Genomic DNA, 20,912 nt, shown 5'->3' with positions numbered 1-20,912 from the left:
TATGAGAGAAATTAACGACATAATTTGGTTAGGCGAGTTACCAGAAAACTGGAATACAATCGAGTTGGGGCAGGTGTATGAGGAAAGAAAAGTCAAAGTTAAAGAGACAATATATGAACCACTATCTGTTACGATGAATGGTATAGTTCCACAATTAGCATCAGCAGTAAAAGCAGCAGAAGGAAGCGATCGCAAGCTTGTAAAAAAGGGTGATTTTGTTATTAACAGTCGCTCAGATAGAAAAGGGGCATGTGGTGTTTCTGAAAGAGATGGCTCTTGTTCAGTTATTAATATAGTAATTAGACCGCGTGATTTATATACAGCGGAATATTACAATTATGTATTATTATCAACGTACTTTCAAGAAGAATTTTATCGTTGGGGACATGGCATTGCATCAGATTTATGGACCACTAGATGGTCAGAAATGAGAAAAATAAAGTTGCCTAATCCACCAGATAGCGTAAAGAAAAAAATCGTTTTTCATATAAAAAGTAAACGTAATGAAATTGCAAGATTGGAAGAGGATACATATAGAATTATTGAACAATATAAAATATTGAAAAACTCTTACATAGAGGATTTAATAACACATGGGGTAAGAGAATGCGAAAGATGGAAAAACTCAGGCGAGAGAGGATTTGGAAATATTCCATCACATTGGAATATGTTGAAAATAAAACGTATTTTTAAAATCAGGAAAGAAATTGCAGGATGTGAAGGTTTGCAACTATTATCAATTACGCAAAAAGGAATTGTTCCAAAAGATATATCAAGGAATGAGGGACAAACAGCTGCTGATTATAGCAAATATCAAGTGGTTCATATAGATGATTACGCAATGAATCATATGGATTTACGTACAGGTTGGGTTGACCTTTCAAGCTACGAAGGAGTAACGAGTCCAGATTATAGAGTTTTTTTTATTGATGATGAAATGCGTTTTAACAAAGATTACTATAAATATGTTATGCAATACTGCTATATTAAAGAAGTATTCTATAGTGTAGCACAGGGGATAAATGAAAATGGAAGATATCGTCTGAAAACAGATTCTTTTTTAAATTTTCGCCTTATGGTTCCCCCGATTGAAGAACAAGTTGAGATTGCAAAAAAATTAAATGAAAAAGTCGGAGCAATCAATAAAATACTTGAAAGCAAAGAACGATTTTTAGAAGACCTTATAGCCTATAAAAAAATAATGTTTTATGAATATGTCACCGGAAAAAAGGAGGTGCCGAAAATTTGAGCATAGATGTTACTACAGAGAAACGTTTTGAATCGGACATTGAAGAATTCTTTTTATCGCCAGCAGGTGGATATACACACAATCAAGATGCATATGATCCGCAACTTGGCGTATATCAGGATACTTTACTACGGTTTATTCAGAAAACACAGCCGAAGGAATGGAAACGTTTTTTATTACAAAACAAAGTAGATCCGGAGCGTAAATTCTGCCTTGCGTTTAATAATGCCTGTGATATGGATGGACTCATTTCTGTATTACGTCATGGTTTTAAGCACAGAGGAATTCCATTTAAAGTCTGCTATTTTAAGCCGGAATCAGGTCTGAATCAGACGGCGATGTCTTTATACGAAAAGAATGAAATTACCTGTAACAGGCAATGGTTTTATTCCAACGATACACACAATTCTGTAGACATGGTTCTGGCTGTGAATGGGATTCCGGTATTTGCTCTGGAATTAAAGAATCAGTATACCGGACAGAATGTAGATCATGCAAAACGGCAGTGGATGTATGATCGCGATCCAAGAGAAATTTGTTTTCAGTTTAATAAAAGAATTTTAGGATATTTCTGCATTGATCAGTTGGAAGTCTGGATGACAACAAAGCTGGAGGGAAAGAATACATATTTTCTTCCATTCAATCAAGGTTCTAATGGTGCAGGAAATGATGGCGGCAAGGGAAATCCTGCAAATCCAGACGGATATCCGACATCGTATTTCTGGGAGTATGTATTCCAGAAAGATAGTATGATGGATATTATCCAGAAGTTTATTCATTTGCAAATCAAAGAAGAAAAGAAAAGGTTGCCGGATGGCACAGAGCAGGTTACGAAAAAGAAAACACTGATATTTCCGAGATATCATCAGTTGGATGTAGTGCGTAAGTTAATTGTAGATGTACGGGAAGAAGGAACTGGACATAATTATCTGATCCAACACAGTGCCGGATCTGGAAAATCAAATTCGATTGCTTGGACAGCATATAGATTGGCATCTTTGCATGATCCCGATGATATGTCTGTTTTCAGTAGTGTTATTGTAGTGACAGATCGAACTGTGCTGGATGCGCAGCTACAGGAAACGATTTCGGGTTTTGACCATACGATAGGTGCAGTAGAGACGATTGATGATAAAAAGAATTCAAAAGATTTGAGAGATGCGATTAATAATGGTGCAAGAATTATTGTAACTACGCTGCAGAAATTTCCGGTGATTTATCAGGAAGTGGATAAGGTTGCCGGAAGAAACTTCGCTATCATTGTTGACGAAGCACATTCTTCACAGACGGGAAGTTCTGCTATGAAATTGAAGGCTGCGCTAGCAGATACAGAGGCAGCATTACGGGAATACGCAGAAATAGAGGGAAAAGCAGAAGATGAAATTGACAGAAATGATAAACTTGTTCAGGAAATGCTGACACATGGAAAGCATCCGAACTTATCATTTTTTGCATTTACAGCGACTCCGAAACCAGCGACATTAGAGATGTTTGGTAGCCAATGGACTGATGGAAGTTTTCATCCATTTCATATTTATAGCATGAGACAGGCTATTGAAGAAGGATTTATTTTGGATGTACTGCAAAACTACATGACATACAGTACTTGTTTCAAAATAGCAAAAGATACACCGGAAAATCCAGAGCTTCCGGAGAGCAGAGCAACAAAGATTATCAAAAAATATGAGAAATTGCATCCATATAATATCAGCCAGAAATCGCAAATTATTGTAGAAACTTTTCGGGAAACGACCAAAAATAAAATTGGCGGAAAAGGAAAAATGATGGTAGTAACAGATTCCAGACTGGCTGCAGTTCGATATTTCCATGAAATTAAACGATATATTCAAAAACAGCATTATGCAGATATGGATATTTTAGCAGCATTTTCCGGTAGTGTGCAGGATGGTGATGAAGAATATACAGAGTCCGGATTAAATGTAAGAAAAGATGGAAGTCATATATCAGAAGGTCAGACTAAGGAAGAGTTTCATGATAACTTTAATGTCCTGGTTGTTGCAGAAAAATATCAGACAGGATTCGATGAGCCTTTGCTTCATACTATGATTGTGGACAAAAAACTGAAAAATGTAAAGGCTGTGCAGACATTATCACGTTTGAACCGCACCTGTACTGGAAAAGTAGACACATTTGTGTTGGACTTCGCAAATAAGAAAGAGGATATTCTAGAAGCATTTCAACCATTTTATCAGGAGACGAGTCTTGAGCAGGAAGTAAATGTGGATTTGATTTATCAGACAGAAAAAGAGCTTTTGGATTATGCGATTTATAACAAGAATGATATTAATGCTTTTATAGACGTATGGAATCATCCGGGAAGACAAGATGCAACTGCTATGGGAAAAATGACGAGTGTGTTGAAACCGATAGCAGACAGATACAATTTGAAGAATCCGGAAGAACGATATCAATTCAGAAGACTGGTAAGAAAGTTGATCCGATGGTACAGCTATATCACACAGGTAGTTCGCATGTTTGACGAAGATATGCATAAGGAATACCTGTTTCTGAGTTATCTGATTGGATTGCTTCCAGAAGAAAAAGAAGAGCCAGTCGATCTGGATGGAAAATTGAAACTGGAATATTATAAGTTGCAGAAAACATTCGAAGGTGCAATAACATTGGAGAAAATTGATGGTCAGTATGTTCCGTCCAAGAAGCAAGGAGTACAGGGGAACAGACAGAAAAGTACATTGGATGAAATATTGAACAAGATTAATGAAAAGTATAAAGGACAATTTTCAGAAGGTGATCGGGTAATGCTGGGTGCTTTACATGATAAACTGATTGCAGATGATAAACTGGCAAGCTCGGCTCGCACTTCTGATCCAAGAATATTTACAGAAAGTATTTTCCCATCAGCGTTTGGAAATGCAGCAATGGAAAGCTATATGGAGGCCCAGGACAGTTATGGATCACTGTTTGAGGACAAAAGCAAGTATGATGCTGTAATGAGTGCGTTAGCAGGGGTGATTTATAGGGAAATGCGGTCAAAAAAGACTGTGGATTACCAGAAAGTTGAACTTGATGAACAGGTTCAAAGGGTGGCGGAAACCCCGGATAAATATGGGGAATAAAAAAGAAACTATGATGGTATGAAAAGGCAAGGGAGGTTTTTTATGTGGCTAGATAATGCGTCAGATATTGATATTTTATTTTATGAGCCGTATGCAAGAATAATTGCTGACATCGCAAAAAATGAAAAATATAATCCGTTGACAATTGGCGTTTTCGGATTGTGGGGAGCAGGAAAGTCCACTTTATTGAAGTTGATAAATGAAAAGCTTGAGAGTCAGGAAGAAACTATTTGTGTAACCATTAATGCATGGATGTTTGAATCATATGACGACGCTAAAATGGCAATTATAGAGGCTTTATTGCTAGAGCTTAAAGAAAAATTTCCTGACGATGCTAAAAAGAAATTTGGCAAATTAATAAAAAGAGTTGACTGGTTTAAATTAGGAACAAAAGCGGTATCCACGCTCGCACCTGTAGTTGCAAGTGTAGCCATGGGGAATCCGTTGCCCATGTTATTAAATGTAACAGGAAATGCTGAAGAAATTGGAAATACAGTCAAAAGTGCAGCAAATTCTATACAATCATTAAAAGATGAATATTGGAAAGAGGAAGATGTGTCGAATGATGAAAGTAGGATAAACAATATCAGAAAATTTAGAGGAGAATTTTCTGATGCATTGAAAAATGACGATATTAAAAATGTAGTTGTAATGATAGATGATTTAGACAGATGTCGTCCAGAACGAATAATTGAAATATTGGAAGTAATTAAACTATTCTTGTCCGTTGACAGGACAACATTTATTATTGCAGCAGATGAAAATGTTATAAAGTACTCCATCCGTGAAAAGTATCCACCAATGAATGGATTTGATGTAGAACTGGACAAAGAATACATTGAAAAAATTATTCAATTGCCAATATATATCCCGGAATTATCTGCAAAGGATATACAAAATTATCTATTATTATTGGTTACACAAAGCTATTTGGAACAAGAAAGTTTTAAGCAGCTAATAGATAAGATATTCGAAGAAAAAAGAACAATTTCTGGGGATGTGATTACACTAGAAGAAATTAATAAGTTGATTGATGAGTTAGGATTGAATTGGCAGGATGGGGGAAAAACAGTTTTTAATGAAACAGCAAAAATTATTGATGAAATAAGAGAAATTGTTGCATCTACATTAAAAGGCAATCCACGCCAGGCAAAACGCTTTTTGAACACATTTATTACCAAACGCCAATTGGCAAAAATTTATTATGGTGATGAAATTGATATTTCCATTTTAGCTAAATTATTAGTGCTGCAAAAGCTGGACAATGACTTGTTTATACAATTGAATGAATGGAATAAAGAATTTGATACTGAAAATGTAAAATTCAAAGAAATGCGAATGGCAGTTGCACAAGGAACTACAGTTGAGCAAGAACCTTGGGCGACACCTCAAATAAAAAAATGGTTAGATTGTAAACCGATTGAATTGGAAAAATATCCTTTGGAAAGATATTTTTATTTGACAAGAGAAAATTTAAAAAATTCAAATATTGATCAATCAGGATTTAGTAGTAATACCAAAGATATATTGGTTCGTATAGGAAATGCTCAGAGTGGAGGACAAATGACAGCTATTATAAATGCAGCAAAAGAATTGTCATCCGTAGAAATTGGAGATGTATTTAAAGTTGTTATTCCTAAAATTGAAAAAGGTGATTTGAAATTTTTTGTTATACGAGATTTGTTTATTAATTTTGAAAGATTTAAAGGTAAAATTTCAGAAGCATTACTTAAATCAAACAGCAAAATTAAAGTTGGTGATATTCCGGTATTAAGGGCTATGTATCAGAATGATTCAGAACGTTTAGAAGAAACATTGCAGAAAATGATTGAAAAGGGAACATTATCACAAAAGATGCTGGATGATATAAAAGCACAACAAAAGAAGGGATAAGTTATGGGTACATCAAAAGGATATATAGCACCAACAACACCGCATTGGTCAACCGCAAAAAGAGCAGTGACGGCCTTTATAAATAATAGAGATTTTGATTCTAAAGCAAAAGCGGCCAGTAAATATGCAACCGCAATGAAAAAAGACATGTCGACAGGTGGTAGTTTCCAATCAGCAGCGGCAAGAACTTTAGGTTTTGCACAAAAAGTTGCGTCGGGTGGACTGGACAATGCATTGCGTGAATATAATAGGGAAGACCTTGTAGGAAAGCCGTCAGAAGTTGTTTGGACAGAATTACTGCATGAATTTACAAATTCTGGAGCATCGGTAGAAGATAATATGGCAGCAGATGCATTGTCACAGGCTATGGATAATTTGGAAATTGAAGATATTGCAGATATAGGGAATGTTTCAGTTGATATACTGTTAAAAGAAATGTTGAAGGAATACATAAAAGAAAATTTTGATTTCCGATATGAAGAAAAAATATCAAAAGGAAAAACACCGGCACAAACATCCGAAATTTTAAATGACATGCATGAATATATAGAAAATAGCATTGATGGTGATTTAAACTTGGATAATTTGAGAACAGTTGATTTTTCTAATATGGGAACAGCACAAGTAGTAGAAGATGCATTGAGAGATGCGTTATCTGTGTTCGAAAAGTATTATGGGGAGGATTAGGAATGCGGTTTTGGGTTGATAAGGAACAAGAGAAAAAGCCAGATGACGAATGGAAAGACGCATATGTTTTTTCGATTAATCGAAAAAAATATAGTACGATATTTACAAATATAACAGACAGCTGGTACCGGATGGATCAAATGCAGATTCCTACAATATACGAAGATTTGTTCATAATAGGTTTGAGCATTTTTGCTTTGGATAAGAGAGTATCCAGAAGAAAATTTAAAGACTGCTGGACTAGAGAGATAAGCGTATCTATTCCAGTATTAGAATATGAGAAATGGAAGCATACGGAATTACAATGGGAAAATGTACTGGGATTTTTGACAGGGGATCATTGGCATATTACATTTAGAAAAAGTGAGATAATATATAGTTATAGGGAACATGCAAATAGAATTCATTTGAATGTTCAAAACTGTAATTGTGTATGTTTGTTTTCTGGAGGATTGGATTCTTTTTGTGGTGCGATTAAACTATTGGAGCACGGAGATTCTCCTTGCCTGATCGGACACAATGAATATCCTAAACTTGCAAAAAGACAGAATTTGTTCGCTAGGACTTTTCAGGAATTTTATCCAGAACAATCTGTTAAATTTATTAGTTTTACAGCAAATTCCAGAGCTCCTATAAGTGAAAAAGAAGGAATATTGAAGGGGAGCGAAAATACTTCTCGTGGCAGGTCATTACTGTTTTTATGTGCAGCACTTAGCGTGGCTGGTATTTTAGGAGAAAATGTACCGGTTTATATTCCGGAAAATGGATTCATCGGACTTAATATTCCATTAACGGGAGGAAGAAAAGGAACTTGCAGTACAAGAACTACTCATCCACACTTTTTAAGACAATTTAATGATATCTTAGAAACGGTAGGAATAAAGAATATTATTACCAATTTTTTTGCGTACAATACAAAAAGAGAGATTGTAGGACAAGTTAAAGATACAGATGCATTTAAAAGCTGTTATGCAGATACGATTTCGTGCTCACATCCTTGTTTAGCAAGATATAATAAAAAGGGATCTAAAGAATATCCTATAAATTGTGGATACTGTTACCCGTGTTTGATACGCAAAAGTTCACTTTTGGACATAGATGAGATAAAAAAATATTCTTATCAGGGAGAAGCTTATGATTTTTTAATGGAATATCAAGAAAGTGAGAAGAGTGCAGATTTAAGAGCGGTGCTTGGAAGTATCTATCGTTGTAAACATTCTTCGGATAAAGAATTAAAAAGATATATTAGATGCGTAGGAGAATTAACAGAAGAGGAAGTTGAAAAATTTTTATCATTATACAAGAAAAGTATAGAGGATTTGGTACAACTTTTTTCCGCAGATCAGAGAATGAAGGAGTATCTGGGATTATGATTCAACACCTTATTGATACACACTTTCATCTGGATTATTACAAAGAGCATCAGAAAATATATGACGGAATAAATGAAAGAAAACAATATACATTGTGCATGACGAATTCGCCTGGAGTATATATATCCTGTAAACGCATATATCCGGAAACAAAATATTTGAAATTTGCACTTGGATTCCATCCACAGGATGTATCACTGAAAGAGGCGGATTTTTATGATTTTATGCAATTGGTAAATGCAACTAATTATGTCGGAGAAATAGGACTTGATTTTTCAAGACAAAGTTATATTTCGCGTAATAAACAATGTATGTATTTTGAGCAAATTGTAAGAGTGTGTGCAGAAAAGGATAAATTAATGTCTGTGCATCTTAGAAGAGCGGAGGAAGAAGCAATATCTATTTTGAAAAAATATCGCCCTCGTAGGTGCATTATTCATTGGTTTAATGGAAACGGAGAGCAATTGCAACAATTAGTGGATATAGGATGTTATTTTTCACTTAATTCTAACATGGTAACAAATGAAAAGAATAAAGAAAAATTGTATTTGATACCAAAAACAAGAGTATTAATTGAAAGTGATGGACCGTTTACAAAAATCGATGGAAAAAAGTATACATTTAACAACCTAATAAAAATATACGAGTTAGTTGCACGATATTATAATGAACCAGACATTATTAAGATGGTTTATGCTAATTTTCGAGATATTCTTTCAAAATAGTGTTAATTGCAAAGTTAGAGGGTGATTTTATGGCAATACGATCAGTAGAATATCTGCAAAGTCTTGTCTGAGAGCTTGCAAAACTTCCGGATGAGACTGAGTGGGTAGAATTCAAATGTAATAATAAACAGCCGCAGATGATTGGTGAATATATTTCTGCTCTCAGTAATTCAGCTGCGTTGTGCGAACGACCAAAAGCATATCTTGTTTTTTTGGGGGGGGGGTGGATGATGCAACGTACAAAATTGTAGGCACTGAATTTCAGTATCGTAAAATGAAAAAGGAAAATGAGGAATTGGAAGCATGGCTTTCCAGAATGCTTTCACTAAGAATTAATTTCCGATTTTTTGAGGTTCCGATGGATGAAGGAATGGTTGTGCTGATGGAGATTCCTTGTGCAGAAAAACAGCCGGTACAGTTCGCTGGTGGGGAATATATAAGAATTGGAACAAATAAAAAGAACTTAAAAGAGTATCCGGATAAAGAAAGAGAATTGTGGAGAACATTTGATTCCACACCATATGAATTGCGATGGGAAATCTGAATGAGGATGAAATGGTGTCATTACTGGATTATTCCAAGTATTATGACAAACTTGAAATGCCGATTCCGAGAAATCGAGATAAGGTACTAGAAGACCTGCAACATGAAAAATTTATTATGAAAAATGATGCCGGGACATGGGATATCACGAATATGGGTGCTTTAATGATTGCAAAAGATTTGAAGAAATTTGAATATCTGCATAGAAGAACTGTCAGAATGATATGGTATAAAGAAAACTCCAGATTGGATGCTATAAGAGAAAAGGAATTTTGTGCAGGTTATGCATTTTTACATGAAGAAATCGTGCAGTATATTATGACAATTATTCCACAGAAAGAAGTTATTGTAGATGCTACGAGAAAATCTGTTGTCAGTTTTCACGAAATTGCTATCCGTGAGTTGCTGGCAAATGCCATGATACAGCAGGATCTGTAGCAAAGGGGAACGAATCCAATGGTGGAGGCGTTTAAAAATCGAATCGAGTTTTCAAATGCCGGAGCATCATTGGTGGCAATCGAAAGAATTGTAGATTCGGTGCTGGTATCCAGAAATGAAAACATTGCCGGGTTTATGCACAAATGTGGTATTTGTGAGGAGCGTGGCAGTGGTTATGATAAGATTGTTGAAGCAACTGGTAAAAACGAACTACTTGCACCAAGGATTGAAAATCAAAATAATCAATTTACAAAAGTAATACTGTTTGCAAAAGTACCGTTTGAACTAACCACGAAAGAAGATCGGATGCATACTTGTTATATGCAGGCGTGTCTGGCATATGTCAATTTTGAGGGGATTTCTAATTCGGATATTCGAAAAATATTTGGATTGGGAGAAAAATAGAAGGCAAAAGCATCTCGACTTCTTACCAGTGCTGTTGATGGAGGATATATTAAAGTAATGGATCTGGATACGGCACCAAGATATAAAAAGTATATTCCATATTGGGCGTGATTTAAGTTTCGCTAAGTTTCACAAACAACACTTTATAACTTTATAAATAATGCTCCTGCTTAACAATCACCTGTTTTAAGGCATTTATTACTGAGGATGATTTTATTCGGGTTTTAATATTTTTCACGAAAGTGGCGAAAAGTGCCTGCTGGCGTATACTCTCGCTTAATGCAAAACGGAAATCCTGCATGCTTTTATCTCGATAATCAGAAAATTTTTCATCCTGATATGGCAATAGTTTCATACAACGGTAAGCGATGTTAATAAGATTAACCATCATTTCAATTCCCTTGCAGCTCAGAATCATGGAGGCCGCAAGCTCTAGTATTGATTATCTTTTCTGCCACATACGGTATCCGAGAGAAACAGCGTTTCAGCACTTGGGGTTGAAAAAGTTGTAAAGTGGTGATTATTATACTTGTGGTAATTATTGTGTGCTGTTCGGGAACGAAATAGGGGAAAAGATTAGGTGACTTGATAAAATTAGAGTGAGAAATTTAATGACAAACTGCCATCGCTGTGCTACAATCAACTCAAAGCATTATATTTCTGTAAATACGACACCACAGCATATTTTTTACCGGTGCGTATCACTTTGAAGAGGGCAGACCACTTCGCATTTTTCGACAAAGACATGGAAATTTTCAATGCTTTATGTTACCAGTTAATAGCAGGAAAATTGAAATGTCAGATGTGGAAACATTGTGAGAAAAGCGGGGTGTGGGGATTTTGCCGGCTTTTATATAAGTGATTATTGTACACATCATATACGTGGAAAGCATAAGTATACAGTATTTTCATTCGATTTCAAATTTTCCTGCTCATACAAGAAGAGGAGGTTAATTTGGGTACAAAGGACTCGAAGGCAAAGGAGTATTTGTCAGATAATACGAGGTTTAGTGAAATCTGCAATTATGTATTGTTTGACGGAGAGAAGGTTATCAAACCGGAGAATTTAAAAGAATGCGACACCACAGAGGTGTTATCTGTTTTCGGTATTGATAAGAAGCAGATTGTTAAGCAGAAATGGAGAGATTTGCTAAAGGGGGTGTCTGTAAAATATACAGAATCAGTATACATCGTACTGATGGGGATAGAGGCACAGACAGATGTTCATTATTCGATGCCGGTTAAGACTATGATTTATGATGCCATGAATTATGGAGAACAGGTCAACGAGGCGAAGAAGCATCATCAGAAAAACAAAGATTATAAATCATCAGATGAGTTTTTATCAGGGTTTACACTTGAGGATAGGCTGACACCGGTGATTACAATTACATTATATCTTGGAACAAAAAACTGGGATGGTCCAAGAAGCCTTGTAGAGATGATGCCACATATGGACGAGCGATTTAGACCATTTATCAACGATTACAGAATTAATCTGTTGAATCCACTGGAGATTACAGACTTTTCAAGGTTCGAGACAGGACTCAGACCGTTGTTTGAGTTGTTGAAAAATGCGTCAGATGAGGAAAAACTGAATGATTTAATTACAAACGACGAAACCTTTACAAGGGTTGACGTTGAGACAGTAGCAGCTATCAATCTATTTGTAGGAACTGACATTAAGTATGATGAAAAGGAAGAGGTGGTAAATATGTGTAAGGCATGGGATGATCATAAAAAGCGTGGCATTCAGGAGGGCCGTCTTTTTGAAATTTATCTTTCGGTACAGGAAGGAGACTATTCTGCAAAAAGAGGTGCCGAGAAAGCTGAGATGTCGCTTGAAGAATTTGAAAAAGCGATGAGCAAAGCAGGATATAAAATACCTGAGCTGGTATAATAATTACAGAACTGTTATAGCAATTAAAACAAGGGGGATAGAGAGTGTCAATGCCCTTGTCTTTTAGAGAGAAATTTGATGACAAACTGTCCTCTCTGTGTTAAAATCAACTCAAAGCATTATATTTCTGTAAATACGACACCACAGCATATTTTTTACCGGTGCGTATCACTTTGAAGAGGGCAGACCACTTCGCATTTTTCGACAAAGACATGGAAATTTTCAATGCTTTATGTTACCAATTAATAGCAGGAAAATTGAAATGTCAGATGTGGAAACATTGCGAGAAAAGTAGGCTCCGGGGATTTTGCCAGCTTATTGTGGGTGCTTATTTTACACCATCGTGTGAAAAGCGTAACTATTTTATTTACAGAAAAATTAAAGGCATAGTTTACTCGTATTGTAATTCTAAGTGTAAATAAGCATATATAGGTATACAGTATTTTCATTCGACTTCAAATTTTCCTGCTCACACAAGAAGAGGAGGTTAATTTGGGTACAAAGGACTCGAAGGCAAAGGAGTATTTGTCGGACAATACGAGGTTTAGTGAAATCTGTAATTATGTATTGTTTGACGGAGAGAAGGTTATCAAACCGGAGGATTTAAAAGAATGCGACACCACAGAGGTGTTATCTGTTTTCGGTATTGATAAGAAGCAGATTGTTAAGCAGAAATGGAGAGATTTGCTAAAGGGGGTGTCTGTAAAATATACAGAATCAGTATACATCGTACTGATGGGGATAGAGGCACAGACAGATGTTCATTATTCGATGCCGGTTAAGACTATGATTTATGATGCCATGAATTATGGAGAACAGGTCAACGAGGCGAAGAAGCATCATCAGAAAAACAAAGATTATAAATCATCAGATGAGTTTTTATCAGGGTTTACACTTGAGGATAGGCTGACACCGGTGATTACAATTACATTATATCTTGGAACAAAAAACTGGGATGGTCCAAGAAGCCTTGTAGAGATGATGCCACATATGGACGAGCGATTTAGACCATTTATCAACGATTACAGAATTAATCTGTTGAATCCACTGGAGATTACAGACTTTTCAAGGTTCGAGACAGGACTCAGACCGTTGTTTGAGTTGTTGAAAAATGCGTCAGATGAGGAAAAACTGAATGATTTAATTACAAACGACGAAACCTTTACAAGGGTTGACGTTGAGACAGTAGCAGCTATCAATCTATTTGTAGGAACTGACATTAAGTATGATGAAAAGGAAGAGGTGGTAAATATGTGTAAGGCATGGGATGATCATAAAAAGCTTGGCATTCAGGAGGGCATGAAGCAAGGAATACAACAAGGAATGAAACAAGGAATGAAACAGGGCATGCAGCAGGGCCGTCTTTTTGAAATTTATCTTTCAGTACAGGAGGGAGACTATTCTGCAAAAAGAGGTGCCGAGAAAGCAGAGATGTCGCTTGATGAATTTGAAAAAGCGATGAGCAAAGCAGGATATAAAATACCTGAGCTGGTATAATAATCCAAATATATTTCACACAAACCGGTCTATCCGTGGTACAATAAGCCACAGACAGACCGTTTTTTTAAAGAGGATAGACAAACAGATATGTACAAGACGAAAATAGATAATCTTGATTTAAAACAGATTGCTGACAGTGGTCAGTGCTTCAGATGGAAGAACACAGGAGAAAACGAATACACAGTAGTGGCGTTTGACAGGGCACTTCGGATTAAGCAGGATGGGAATGAGTTTGAGCTGAACTGTGATGAGGCTGACTGGAACAATATATGGAAAAGCTATCTGGATATGGATACGGATTATGCGGGGATTGCAAAGCTGATAGCAGACGGAGATGATGCGCATCTGAAAGAGGCATATGCATATGGTAGTGGTGTGCGCATTTTAAGACAGGATTTGTGGGAGATGATTGTTACATTTATGATTTCCCAGAATAATAACATTAAGCGAATCACAAATAGTGTGGATTTACTTTGCAGGCGGTGTGGACATAAAATAGACGGCAGTGCAGAGGGTGAAGAACTGTACACATTTCCAAAGCCTCTTGAGGTGCCGGATGAGGTGTTTGAGGACAGGAGCATGGGCTTTGGCTATAGGGCACAGTATCTGAAGGAGATATATGAGTACGGCGCTAATAATCCTGACTGGCTTGATAATCTGCGCAAAATGAGCTATGATGAGGCGATGGAAAGCCTGCTTACCCGCAAAGGAATTGGCAAAAAGGTGGCAAACTGTATATGTCTTTTTGGTTTGCATCATGTGGATGCGTTTCCGATAGATACGCATGTAAAGCAGCTTTTGGACAAATATTATAGTGATGGCTTTGATTTTGAGCGCTACAAGGGTGTGGCGGGAATTATCCAGCAGTATTTGTTTTATTTTGAATTGTAGTAATTATTCAGAATCACTGAGAACAAGAAAACTGATGAGTCATGCTTGCATGTAAGCAGCAGTTTTTCTTGTTCTCAAAGTGGCTCGAATAGTTGCGAATTGTAAATAATATGAGAAAGAGAAAGGATAAACGATGTACGTTATAGTAGGACTTGGAAATCCTGACAAAAAATATGAGCACACAAGACACAATATCGGATTTGATGTGATAGATGCGCTTGCGGATAAATATAATATAAGTGTGACAGACAAAAAGCACAAGGCTCTCTGTGGCAGTGGAGTGATTGAGGGCATGAAGGTGCTGCTCGTGAAGCCGCAGACATACATGAATCTAAGCGGTGAGTCTGTTGCTGAGGTAATGAATTTTTATAAGCTTGATCCGGATGAGGAAATGATTGTTATTTTTGATGATATTTCGCTCGAGCCGGGGCGTATCCGCATCCGCAAAAAGGGCAGCGCCGGCGGTCACAATGGGATTAAGAGTATCATTGCAATGACCGGCACACAGGGCTTCAGCCGTATCAAGGTCGGTGTTGGTGAGAAGCCACAGGGCTGGGATCTTGCTGACCATGTGCTCGGGCGTTTCAGTTCTGAGGACAGGGCGAAGGTGGAGGAAGCTATCGGTCATGCGATGGATGCAGCAGTCCTCATGATGCAGGGCGAGACGGATAAGGCTATGAACATATATAACTAGCTGGAAATCGACAAGGTGATTTTGAACAGACAGAAATGGAGAATTGAAAGTGAAAGCATTTACAGAGCCACTCCTTTCCCTTGCGGGCTTTGAGGAGATGACAAAAACGGCAGAAAAATCGTCCGGACTTATATCTGTCACGGGATGCATAGATGCGCAAAAATCACAGATGATATATGCCTTTGGAGGTCACAGGAAAAATAAGCTTATTGTGACCTTTGGAGAGCAGAAGGCGAAGGAACTGTACGATGAGTACAGTTTTTTTGACAAAGAGGTGGTGTATTATCCATCAAAGGATGTGCTTTTTTACCAGTCGGATATCAGGGGCAATCTCCTTACAGCGGAGCGCATCAGGGCTTTGAAGGCTATCCGCGAGAAAGAGAGCGTGACGCTTGTTACCACCTTTGATGCGCTGATGAATACGATGGCGCCGATAGAAAAGATGTGGGAAAACGTGCTTACTCTCGAGCAGGGACAGCTTTTGGATTTGAAGGAAATACAGGCTGCACTTATCCGTATGGGCTATGAAAAGGAGTATCAGGTCCAGACGATGGGACAGTTTTCTGTCAGGGGCGGTATTCTTGATGTTTTTCCGCTGACGGAGGAGAATCCTATCCGAATCGAGCTGTGGGGAGACGAGATAGATACCATCAGATTTTTTGACTGCGAGAGCCAGAAATCCATTGAAAATACAGATAGTGTGAGCATATATCCGGCAGCAGAGATTGTACTGAGTGATGAGGAAAAGGCCGGCGGAATTGAAAAGCTTAGGGCTGAGGCAAAGCGGGTGTCTGACAAGCTTAGGAAGCAGATGAAGACGGAGGAAGCACACAGAGTGAGTGTGATGGCAGATGAGCTTACCGAGGAGTGGGGGGAGCTGTCCATGTATGCAGGCATGGATGCTTTTTTGTCGTACTTTTTTGACGAGAGAGTCGGGCTTTTGGATTATTTTAATCCATCGGACAGCCTTATTTTTTTCGATGAGCTGACCAGATGTACAGAGCAGGGAAAGCTTACAGAGACCGAGTTTTCAGAGAGCATGAAGCAGAGACTTGCGATGGGATATATACTTCCGGGGCAGATGAACGGTCTTTTTACAGAGAAGGAGATTGTGGCAAAGCTCGAGAAGTATTCGTGTATCGCACTCGGTGCGCTCGACAACAAGGCAAACGGACTGCACCAGCTGGGAAGCTACGGTATTCACTGTCAGAGCGTAAGCCCCTACAACAACAGCTTTGAGCTTTTGATAAAGGACTTAAAGCGCTATAAGAAAAACGGCTACAGAGTCATTCTTTTATCCGGTTCAAGGACAAGGGCAAAGAGGCTTTCAGAGGATATCACAGATCAGGGAATCACATGCTTTTACACTGAAAACTACGACCATGAGCTTTCCGAGGGGCAGATTATGGTCTGCTACGGCAAGGTGAGAAGAGGCTTTGAATATCCTATTCTAAAGTTTGCCGTGATTACGGAGTCTGATATTTTTGGGGCGCAGCAGAAGAAAAAGAAGCGTCACCGCACCTATGAGGGTGAGAAAATACAGAGCTTTACCGATTTGTCGGTGGGGGACTATGTGGTGCATGAAAACCACGGACTCGGTATTTACCGCGGCATTGAAAAGCTTGAGGTGGACAAAAAGGTAAAGGATTACATCAAGATAGAGTATCAGGGTGGCTCAAATCTCTATATTCTTGCCACCCAGCTTGATATGATACAAAAATATGCCGGAAAGGATGCCAGAAAACCAAAGCTCAACAAGCTCGGCGGTCAGGAATGGACCAGGACGAAGAACCGGGTCAGAGGTGCAGTAAAGCAGATTGCAGGAGACCTGGTGAAGCTGTATGCCCAGCGTGAGCAGCAAAACGGCTATGCCTTCGGAGAGGATACTGTGTGGCAGAGAGAGTTTGAGGAGCTGTTCCCATTTGATGAGACTGAGGATCAGATTCTTGCAATAGAAGCCACAAAGACTGATATGCAGAGCCATAAAATAATGGACAGACTGATTTGCGGTGATGTGGGCTACGGCAAGACGGAGGTTGCAATCCGTGCGGCCTTCAAGGCGGTGCAGGACAGCAAGCAGGTGGCATATCTTGCCCCGACAACCATTCTGGCGCAGCAGATTTACGATACTTTTTCGCAGAGGATGAAGGATTTTCCTGTGAATGTGGATTTGATGTGCCGTTTCAGAAGTGCAGCAGAGCAGAAAAAGACGATAGAGAAGCTCAAAAAGGGTGAGGTTGATATCATCATCGGAACCCACCGCATACTTTCAAAGGATGTGCAGTTTAAGGATCTGGGGCTTTTGGTAATCGATGAGGAGCAGCGCTTCGGAGTGACTCATAAGGAGAAAATTAAGCAGATGAAGGTCAATGTGGATGTGCTCACACTGACTGCTACACCGATTCCGAGGACGCTTCACATGAGCTTGATCGGCATAAGGGATATGAGCGTGCTTGAGGAGCCGCCAATGGACCGTGTGCCGATTCAGACATATGTCATGGAGTACAATGATGAGCTTGTCAGAGAGGCGATAAACAGGGAGCTTGCCAGAAACGGACAGGTGTACTATGTGTACAATAAGGTGCGCGACATAGCTGACATAACGGCAAAGCTGCAGGAGCTGGTGCCGGATGCGTCTGTTGCATTTGCGCACGGACAGATGAAGGAGACGGAGCTTGAGCGCATCATGTACCGTTTCATCAATGGTGAAATAGACGTGCTTGTATCCACGACCATTATAGAGACAGGGCTTGACATTTCAAACGTGAATACGATGATCATCCATGATGCGGACAATATGGGACTTTCACAGCTTTATCAGCTTCGCGGACGAGTTGGCAGGTCAAACCGTACTGCGTATGCGTTTCTTATGTACAGGCGCAACAAGATGTTAAAAGAGGTGGCAGAAAAGCGTCTTGCAGCGATAAAGGAGTACTCAGACCTTGGCAGCGGCTTTAAGATTGCCATGAGAGACCTTGAAATCCGCGGTGCGGGCAATCTGCTCGGAGCAGAGCAGAGCGGTCATATGGAGGCAGTGGGCTATGATTTGTACTGCAAGATGCTGAGCGAGGCTGTAAAAGAGGCAAAGGGAATCGAGGATATCAGTGACAAATTTGACACGACCGTGGATATCGTAACCGATGCTTATATTCCGGCAGGTTATATCGCAAACGAATTCCAGAAGCTGGATATATACAAGCGCATTGCGGGCATAGAGACGGAGGAAGAAAAGGACGAGATGCTCGAGGAGCTCATAGACAGATTTGGTGAACCGCCAAAATCAGTGCTCAGTCTGCTTCGCGTGGCAAGGCTCAAGGCATTGGCACATGCAGTATATATCACTGAGATAAAGCAGACAGGCTCACAGATAAAGCTTACCATGTATGAAAGGGCAAGGATAAATCCGGAGAAGATTCCGGAGCTTGTTGCTCAGTATAAATCCTCTCTCAAATTTAATATGGCAGAAAACCCATATTTCGTGTTTGATTTAAAAAATGGCAACGTGGCGAAAAAGCAGGATGTGCTTGATGTGGTGGAGGAGCTGGTTTCGCAGATGCGTAGGGAGCTGATTTCGGCTGCCACCACCTAAATTCATGTAGCGCATAGCACCTAAAATTTATGTGGCATATAGCATAGGAAAAGCCCCATGCTTTACGCGAAATTGACGATAATTTACAAAGTTTAGAAAATGCTTGCCAGCAAGTCCAAAAAGCTCTATAATATACGAGCGATACTATACCATTTTTAAAGAGGATAGATACAATGAAAGCGAAAAAAGTAATAGCCATGTTATTAGTTGCAACACTCTCAGTTACAGCTTTTACAGGATGCACAATAAATAAAAACGCAACAGTTGCGACATTAGATAAAGAGGATATCAAGCTTGGGCTTGTTAATTTTATGATAAGATACCAGGAGGCCGGTTATGATGACATGTATATACAGTACATGGGCGAGGGCTACTGGGACAAGACTGTATCAGGCAATAATACTGTGCTTGAGACATGGAAGAAAAATGCCATCGAGGAAGCTCATGAGCTTTACACATTAAAGGCGCATCAGTCAGATTACGATGTAGCAGTTTCTGATGATGAGAAAAAGGAAATCGAAAAGGCCGCAAAGAAGTTTATGAAGGCAAATTCCGATGATGTGATAGACGAGATGAGTGCCACACAGGAGATTGTTGAGGAATATTTAGAGCTTCGTCTTATAAAGAGCAAGATGTATGCCGCAATCATCAAGAATGCAGATTCAAGTGTGACAGATGAGGAAGCCAATATGGCTGCATACACTATCGTAAAGCTTGACTACAAGGGTGCATATGACTCTAATTACCAGTATCAGACATATACAGATGAGCAGTCAGCACAGATAAAGGCACAGGCAGATGCAGTGGTAGAGGCGCTTGCAGGCGGATCATCCTTAGAGGATGCAGCCAAGGCAGCAGGCACTACAGCCACAACAGGCACATACGCCACATACGTTGATCCGGACGCGAAGAAGACAGATGATTCGGATAAGAAATCAGATGACACAGAGTCAACAGAGAGCTCAGAGTCATCAGACAGCAAGACAAAGGACAGTGTATACACTACAAACAATCTTGATCAGAGCGTTGTAGATGAACTCAATTCCCTCGAGGAGGGACAGACCTCAGACCTCATCACTACAGACAGCACTTACTATATCGTAAGACTCGACAAGAAGACAGATGAGGAAGCAACAGAGTCCAACAGAAAGACTGTAAAGGGCAATAAAGAGGACAAATATTACAATGACATCCTTTCAGGATGGCAGGACGATGAAAAATGGTCTGTAAAGCAGAAGCAGCTTGACAAGATCAAGATTCACAATTATTTTACTACTACCAAGAAGGACAAAAAGGCTGCAGACACAAGTGCTACAGAGAGTACACAGCAGTCAGAAAGCACCAATAGTACAGATACACAGAATACTGAGGCAGTAGATGGAACAGAAAACTAATATTGTACTTATAGGCATGCCGGGAGTTGGAAAGAGTACCATAGGCGTAATACTTGCAAAGGTGCTCGGGTACAGCTTCCTGGATGCGGATTTACTGATACAGGAGCAGGAGGGAAAGCTTCTGCGCGAGATAATTGAGGAAAAGGGCACGGACGGATTTATAGAGGTAGAGAACCGTGTCAATGCCTCTATCAGGGCTGATAGGGCCATTATAGCTACAGGCGGTTCGGTGGTATACGGAAAAGAGGCCATGGAGCATCTTAAGGAGATAGGCAGAGTTGTGTATCTCAAGGTTTCCTATGCCATTTTGGAAAAACGACTTGCAGACATCAAGGGTAGAGGTGTAGTATTAAAGGAAGGGCAGACTTTAGAGACCCTTTTTGAAGAGCGCTCAAAATTGTATGAGCAGTATGCGGACATCGAGGTTTCCGAGGAGGGGCTTGATGTGGAGCAGACAGTAGAGAAGCTGGTAGAGGCACTTGAATTGTAGAGCTTATCTATCGGGATATGATAAGATAATAGTAGCTGCTGTG

17 protein-coding genes are annotated in these 20,912 nt (G+C 39.1%); 16 read left to right on the top strand and 1 reads right to left on the bottom strand.

The features are described 5' to 3' along the window. The first annotated feature begins 1 nt into the window (after position 1). From ACW6PM_RS06215 to ACW6PM_RS06175, 9 genes are all read left to right on the top strand, one after another. The gene (locus ACW6PM_RS06215; protein ID WP_456056588.1) at positions 2-1,249 is read left to right on the top strand and encodes a restriction endonuclease subunit S; all 1,248 of its coding nucleotides are present in this window, start codon (positions 2-4) and stop codon (positions 1,247-1,249) included. Then, entirely contained in the window at positions 1,246-4,347 is a 3,102-nt protein-coding gene (locus tag ACW6PM_RS06210; RefSeq protein WP_456056587.1) for a type I restriction endonuclease subunit R, read from the top strand. Before ACW6PM_RS06215 ends, ACW6PM_RS06210 begins: the two co-directional genes overlap by 4 nt. A 42-nt stretch (positions 4,348-4,389) precedes the next feature. After that, a complete protein-coding gene (locus ACW6PM_RS06205) occupies positions 4,390-6,240 on the top strand; it encodes a KAP family P-loop NTPase fold protein (RefSeq protein WP_456056586.1) in 1,851 nt (616 codons plus the stop codon). Between the two features lie 3 nt (positions 6,241-6,243). After that, positions 6,244-6,927 carry a hypothetical protein gene (locus ACW6PM_RS06200; protein WP_456056585.1) on the top strand — a complete coding sequence of 228 codons (684 nt, stop codon included), beginning with the start codon at positions 6,244-6,246 and terminating at the stop codon, positions 6,925-6,927. 2 nt (positions 6,928-6,929) lie between these two features. Then, positions 6,930-8,300, top strand: coding sequence for a Qat anti-phage system QueC-like protein QatC (qatC, locus tag ACW6PM_RS06195; protein ID WP_456056584.1), 1,371 nt, complete (start codon positions 6,930-6,932; stop codon positions 8,298-8,300). Beyond that, positions 8,297-9,025: a TatD family hydrolase gene (locus tag ACW6PM_RS06190; protein WP_456056583.1), complete on the top strand. Its 729-nt coding sequence runs from the start codon at positions 8,297-8,299 to the stop codon at positions 9,023-9,025. The genes qatC and ACW6PM_RS06190 overlap by 4 nt, the downstream gene beginning before the upstream one ends. A gap of 223 nt (positions 9,026-9,248) precedes the next feature. Next, the gene (locus tag ACW6PM_RS06185; RefSeq protein WP_456056582.1) at positions 9,249-9,569 is read left to right on the top strand and encodes an AlbA family DNA-binding domain-containing protein; all 321 of its coding nucleotides are present in this window, start codon (positions 9,249-9,251) and stop codon (positions 9,567-9,569) included. Positions 9,570-9,580: 11 nt separating this feature from the next. Then, on the top strand, positions 9,581-10,006 hold the full coding sequence (locus tag ACW6PM_RS06180; protein WP_456056581.1) for a hypothetical protein: 426 nt from the start codon (positions 9,581-9,583) through the stop codon (positions 10,004-10,006). An 18-nt stretch (positions 10,007-10,024) separates the two neighbouring features. Further along, a complete protein-coding gene (locus ACW6PM_RS06175; RefSeq protein WP_456056580.1) occupies positions 10,025-10,411 on the top strand; it encodes an ATP-binding protein in 387 nt (128 codons plus the stop codon). A gap of 151 nt (positions 10,412-10,562) precedes the next feature. On the opposite strand, the gene ACW6PM_RS06170 is transcribed toward ACW6PM_RS06175, so the two are convergent. After that, positions 10,563-10,802 (bottom strand): hypothetical protein, encoded by a 240-nt coding sequence (locus ACW6PM_RS06170; RefSeq protein WP_456056579.1) that lies wholly within the window; start codon positions 10,800-10,802, stop codon positions 10,563-10,565. Positions 10,803-11,366: 564 nt separating this feature from the next. Between ACW6PM_RS06170 and ACW6PM_RS06165 the strand changes: the two genes are divergently transcribed. The 7 genes from ACW6PM_RS06165 to ACW6PM_RS06135 all read left to right on the top strand — a co-directional run bounded on the left by ACW6PM_RS06165 (position 11,367) and on the right by ACW6PM_RS06135 (position 20,869). Beyond that, a complete protein-coding gene (locus ACW6PM_RS06165) occupies positions 11,367-12,311 on the top strand; it encodes a transposase (protein ID WP_456056578.1) in 945 nt (314 codons plus the stop codon). 492 nt (positions 12,312-12,803) lie between these two features. Then, the gene (locus tag ACW6PM_RS06160; RefSeq protein WP_456056577.1) at positions 12,804-13,808 is read left to right on the top strand and encodes a transposase; all 1,005 of its coding nucleotides are present in this window, start codon (positions 12,804-12,806) and stop codon (positions 13,806-13,808) included. Positions 13,809-13,898: 90 nt separating this feature from the next. Next, the gene (locus tag ACW6PM_RS06155; protein WP_456056576.1) at positions 13,899-14,702 is read left to right on the top strand and encodes a DNA-3-methyladenine glycosylase family protein; all 804 of its coding nucleotides are present in this window, start codon (positions 13,899-13,901) and stop codon (positions 14,700-14,702) included. 133 nt (positions 14,703-14,835) lie between these two features. Further along, a complete protein-coding gene (gene pth / locus ACW6PM_RS06150; protein ID WP_012741365.1) occupies positions 14,836-15,396 on the top strand; it encodes an aminoacyl-tRNA hydrolase in 561 nt (186 codons plus the stop codon). 49 nt (positions 15,397-15,445) lie between these two features. Further along, positions 15,446-18,985: a transcription-repair coupling factor gene (gene mfd, locus ACW6PM_RS06145; RefSeq protein ID WP_456056575.1), complete on the top strand. Its 3,540-nt coding sequence runs from the start codon at positions 15,446-15,448 to the stop codon at positions 18,983-18,985. Between the two features lie 173 nt (positions 18,986-19,158). Beyond that, positions 19,159-20,379: a peptidyl-prolyl cis-trans isomerase gene (locus tag ACW6PM_RS06140; protein WP_456056574.1), complete on the top strand. Its 1,221-nt coding sequence runs from the start codon at positions 19,159-19,161 to the stop codon at positions 20,377-20,379. Further along, positions 20,363-20,869: a shikimate kinase gene (locus tag ACW6PM_RS06135; RefSeq protein ID WP_308650162.1), complete on the top strand. Its 507-nt coding sequence runs from the start codon at positions 20,363-20,365 to the stop codon at positions 20,867-20,869. The genes ACW6PM_RS06140 and ACW6PM_RS06135 overlap by 17 nt, the downstream gene beginning before the upstream one ends. Positions 20,870-20,912 lie beyond the last annotated feature (43 nt).

The sequence above is a fragment of the Agathobacter sp. genome (assembly GCF_977054825.1).
Note: the sequence above shows the minus strand (reverse complement) of the source record. Positions and strands in the feature narration are given on the sequence as shown.

Excerpts from the sequence above, each read along its gene's own strand:
- ACW6PM_RS06215 (WP_456056588.1), top strand. The coding sequence starts at position 2 with ATGAGAGAAATTAACGACATAATTTGGTTAGGCGAGTTACCAGAAAAC.
- ACW6PM_RS06205 (WP_456056586.1), top strand. The coding sequence starts at position 4,390 with ATGTGGCTAGATAATGCGTCAGATATTGATATTTTATTTTATGAGCCG.
- ACW6PM_RS06200 (WP_456056585.1), top strand. The coding sequence starts at position 6,244 with ATGGGTACATCAAAAGGATATATAGCACCAACAACACCGCATTGGTCA.
- qatC (WP_456056584.1), top strand. The coding sequence starts at position 6,930 with ATGCGGTTTTGGGTTGATAAGGAACAAGAGAAAAAGCCAGATGACGAA.
- ACW6PM_RS06190 (WP_456056583.1), top strand. The coding sequence starts at position 8,297 with ATGATTCAACACCTTATTGATACACACTTTCATCTGGATTATTACAAA.
- ACW6PM_RS06180 (WP_456056581.1), top strand. The coding sequence starts at position 9,581 with ATGGTGTCATTACTGGATTATTCCAAGTATTATGACAAACTTGAAATG.
- ACW6PM_RS06175 (WP_456056580.1), top strand. The coding sequence starts at position 10,025 with ATGGTGGAGGCGTTTAAAAATCGAATCGAGTTTTCAAATGCCGGAGCA.
- ACW6PM_RS06170 (WP_456056579.1), bottom strand. The coding sequence starts at position 10,802 with ATGATGGTTAATCTTATTAACATCGCTTACCGTTGTATGAAACTATTG.
- ACW6PM_RS06155 (WP_456056576.1), top strand. The coding sequence starts at position 13,899 with ATGTACAAGACGAAAATAGATAATCTTGATTTAAAACAGATTGCTGAC.
- pth (WP_012741365.1), top strand. The coding sequence starts at position 14,836 with ATGTACGTTATAGTAGGACTTGGAAATCCTGACAAAAAATATGAGCAC.
- ACW6PM_RS06140 (WP_456056574.1), top strand. The coding sequence starts at position 19,159 with ATGAAAGCGAAAAAAGTAATAGCCATGTTATTAGTTGCAACACTCTCA.
- ACW6PM_RS06135 (WP_308650162.1), top strand. The coding sequence starts at position 20,363 with ATGGAACAGAAAACTAATATTGTACTTATAGGCATGCCGGGAGTTGGA.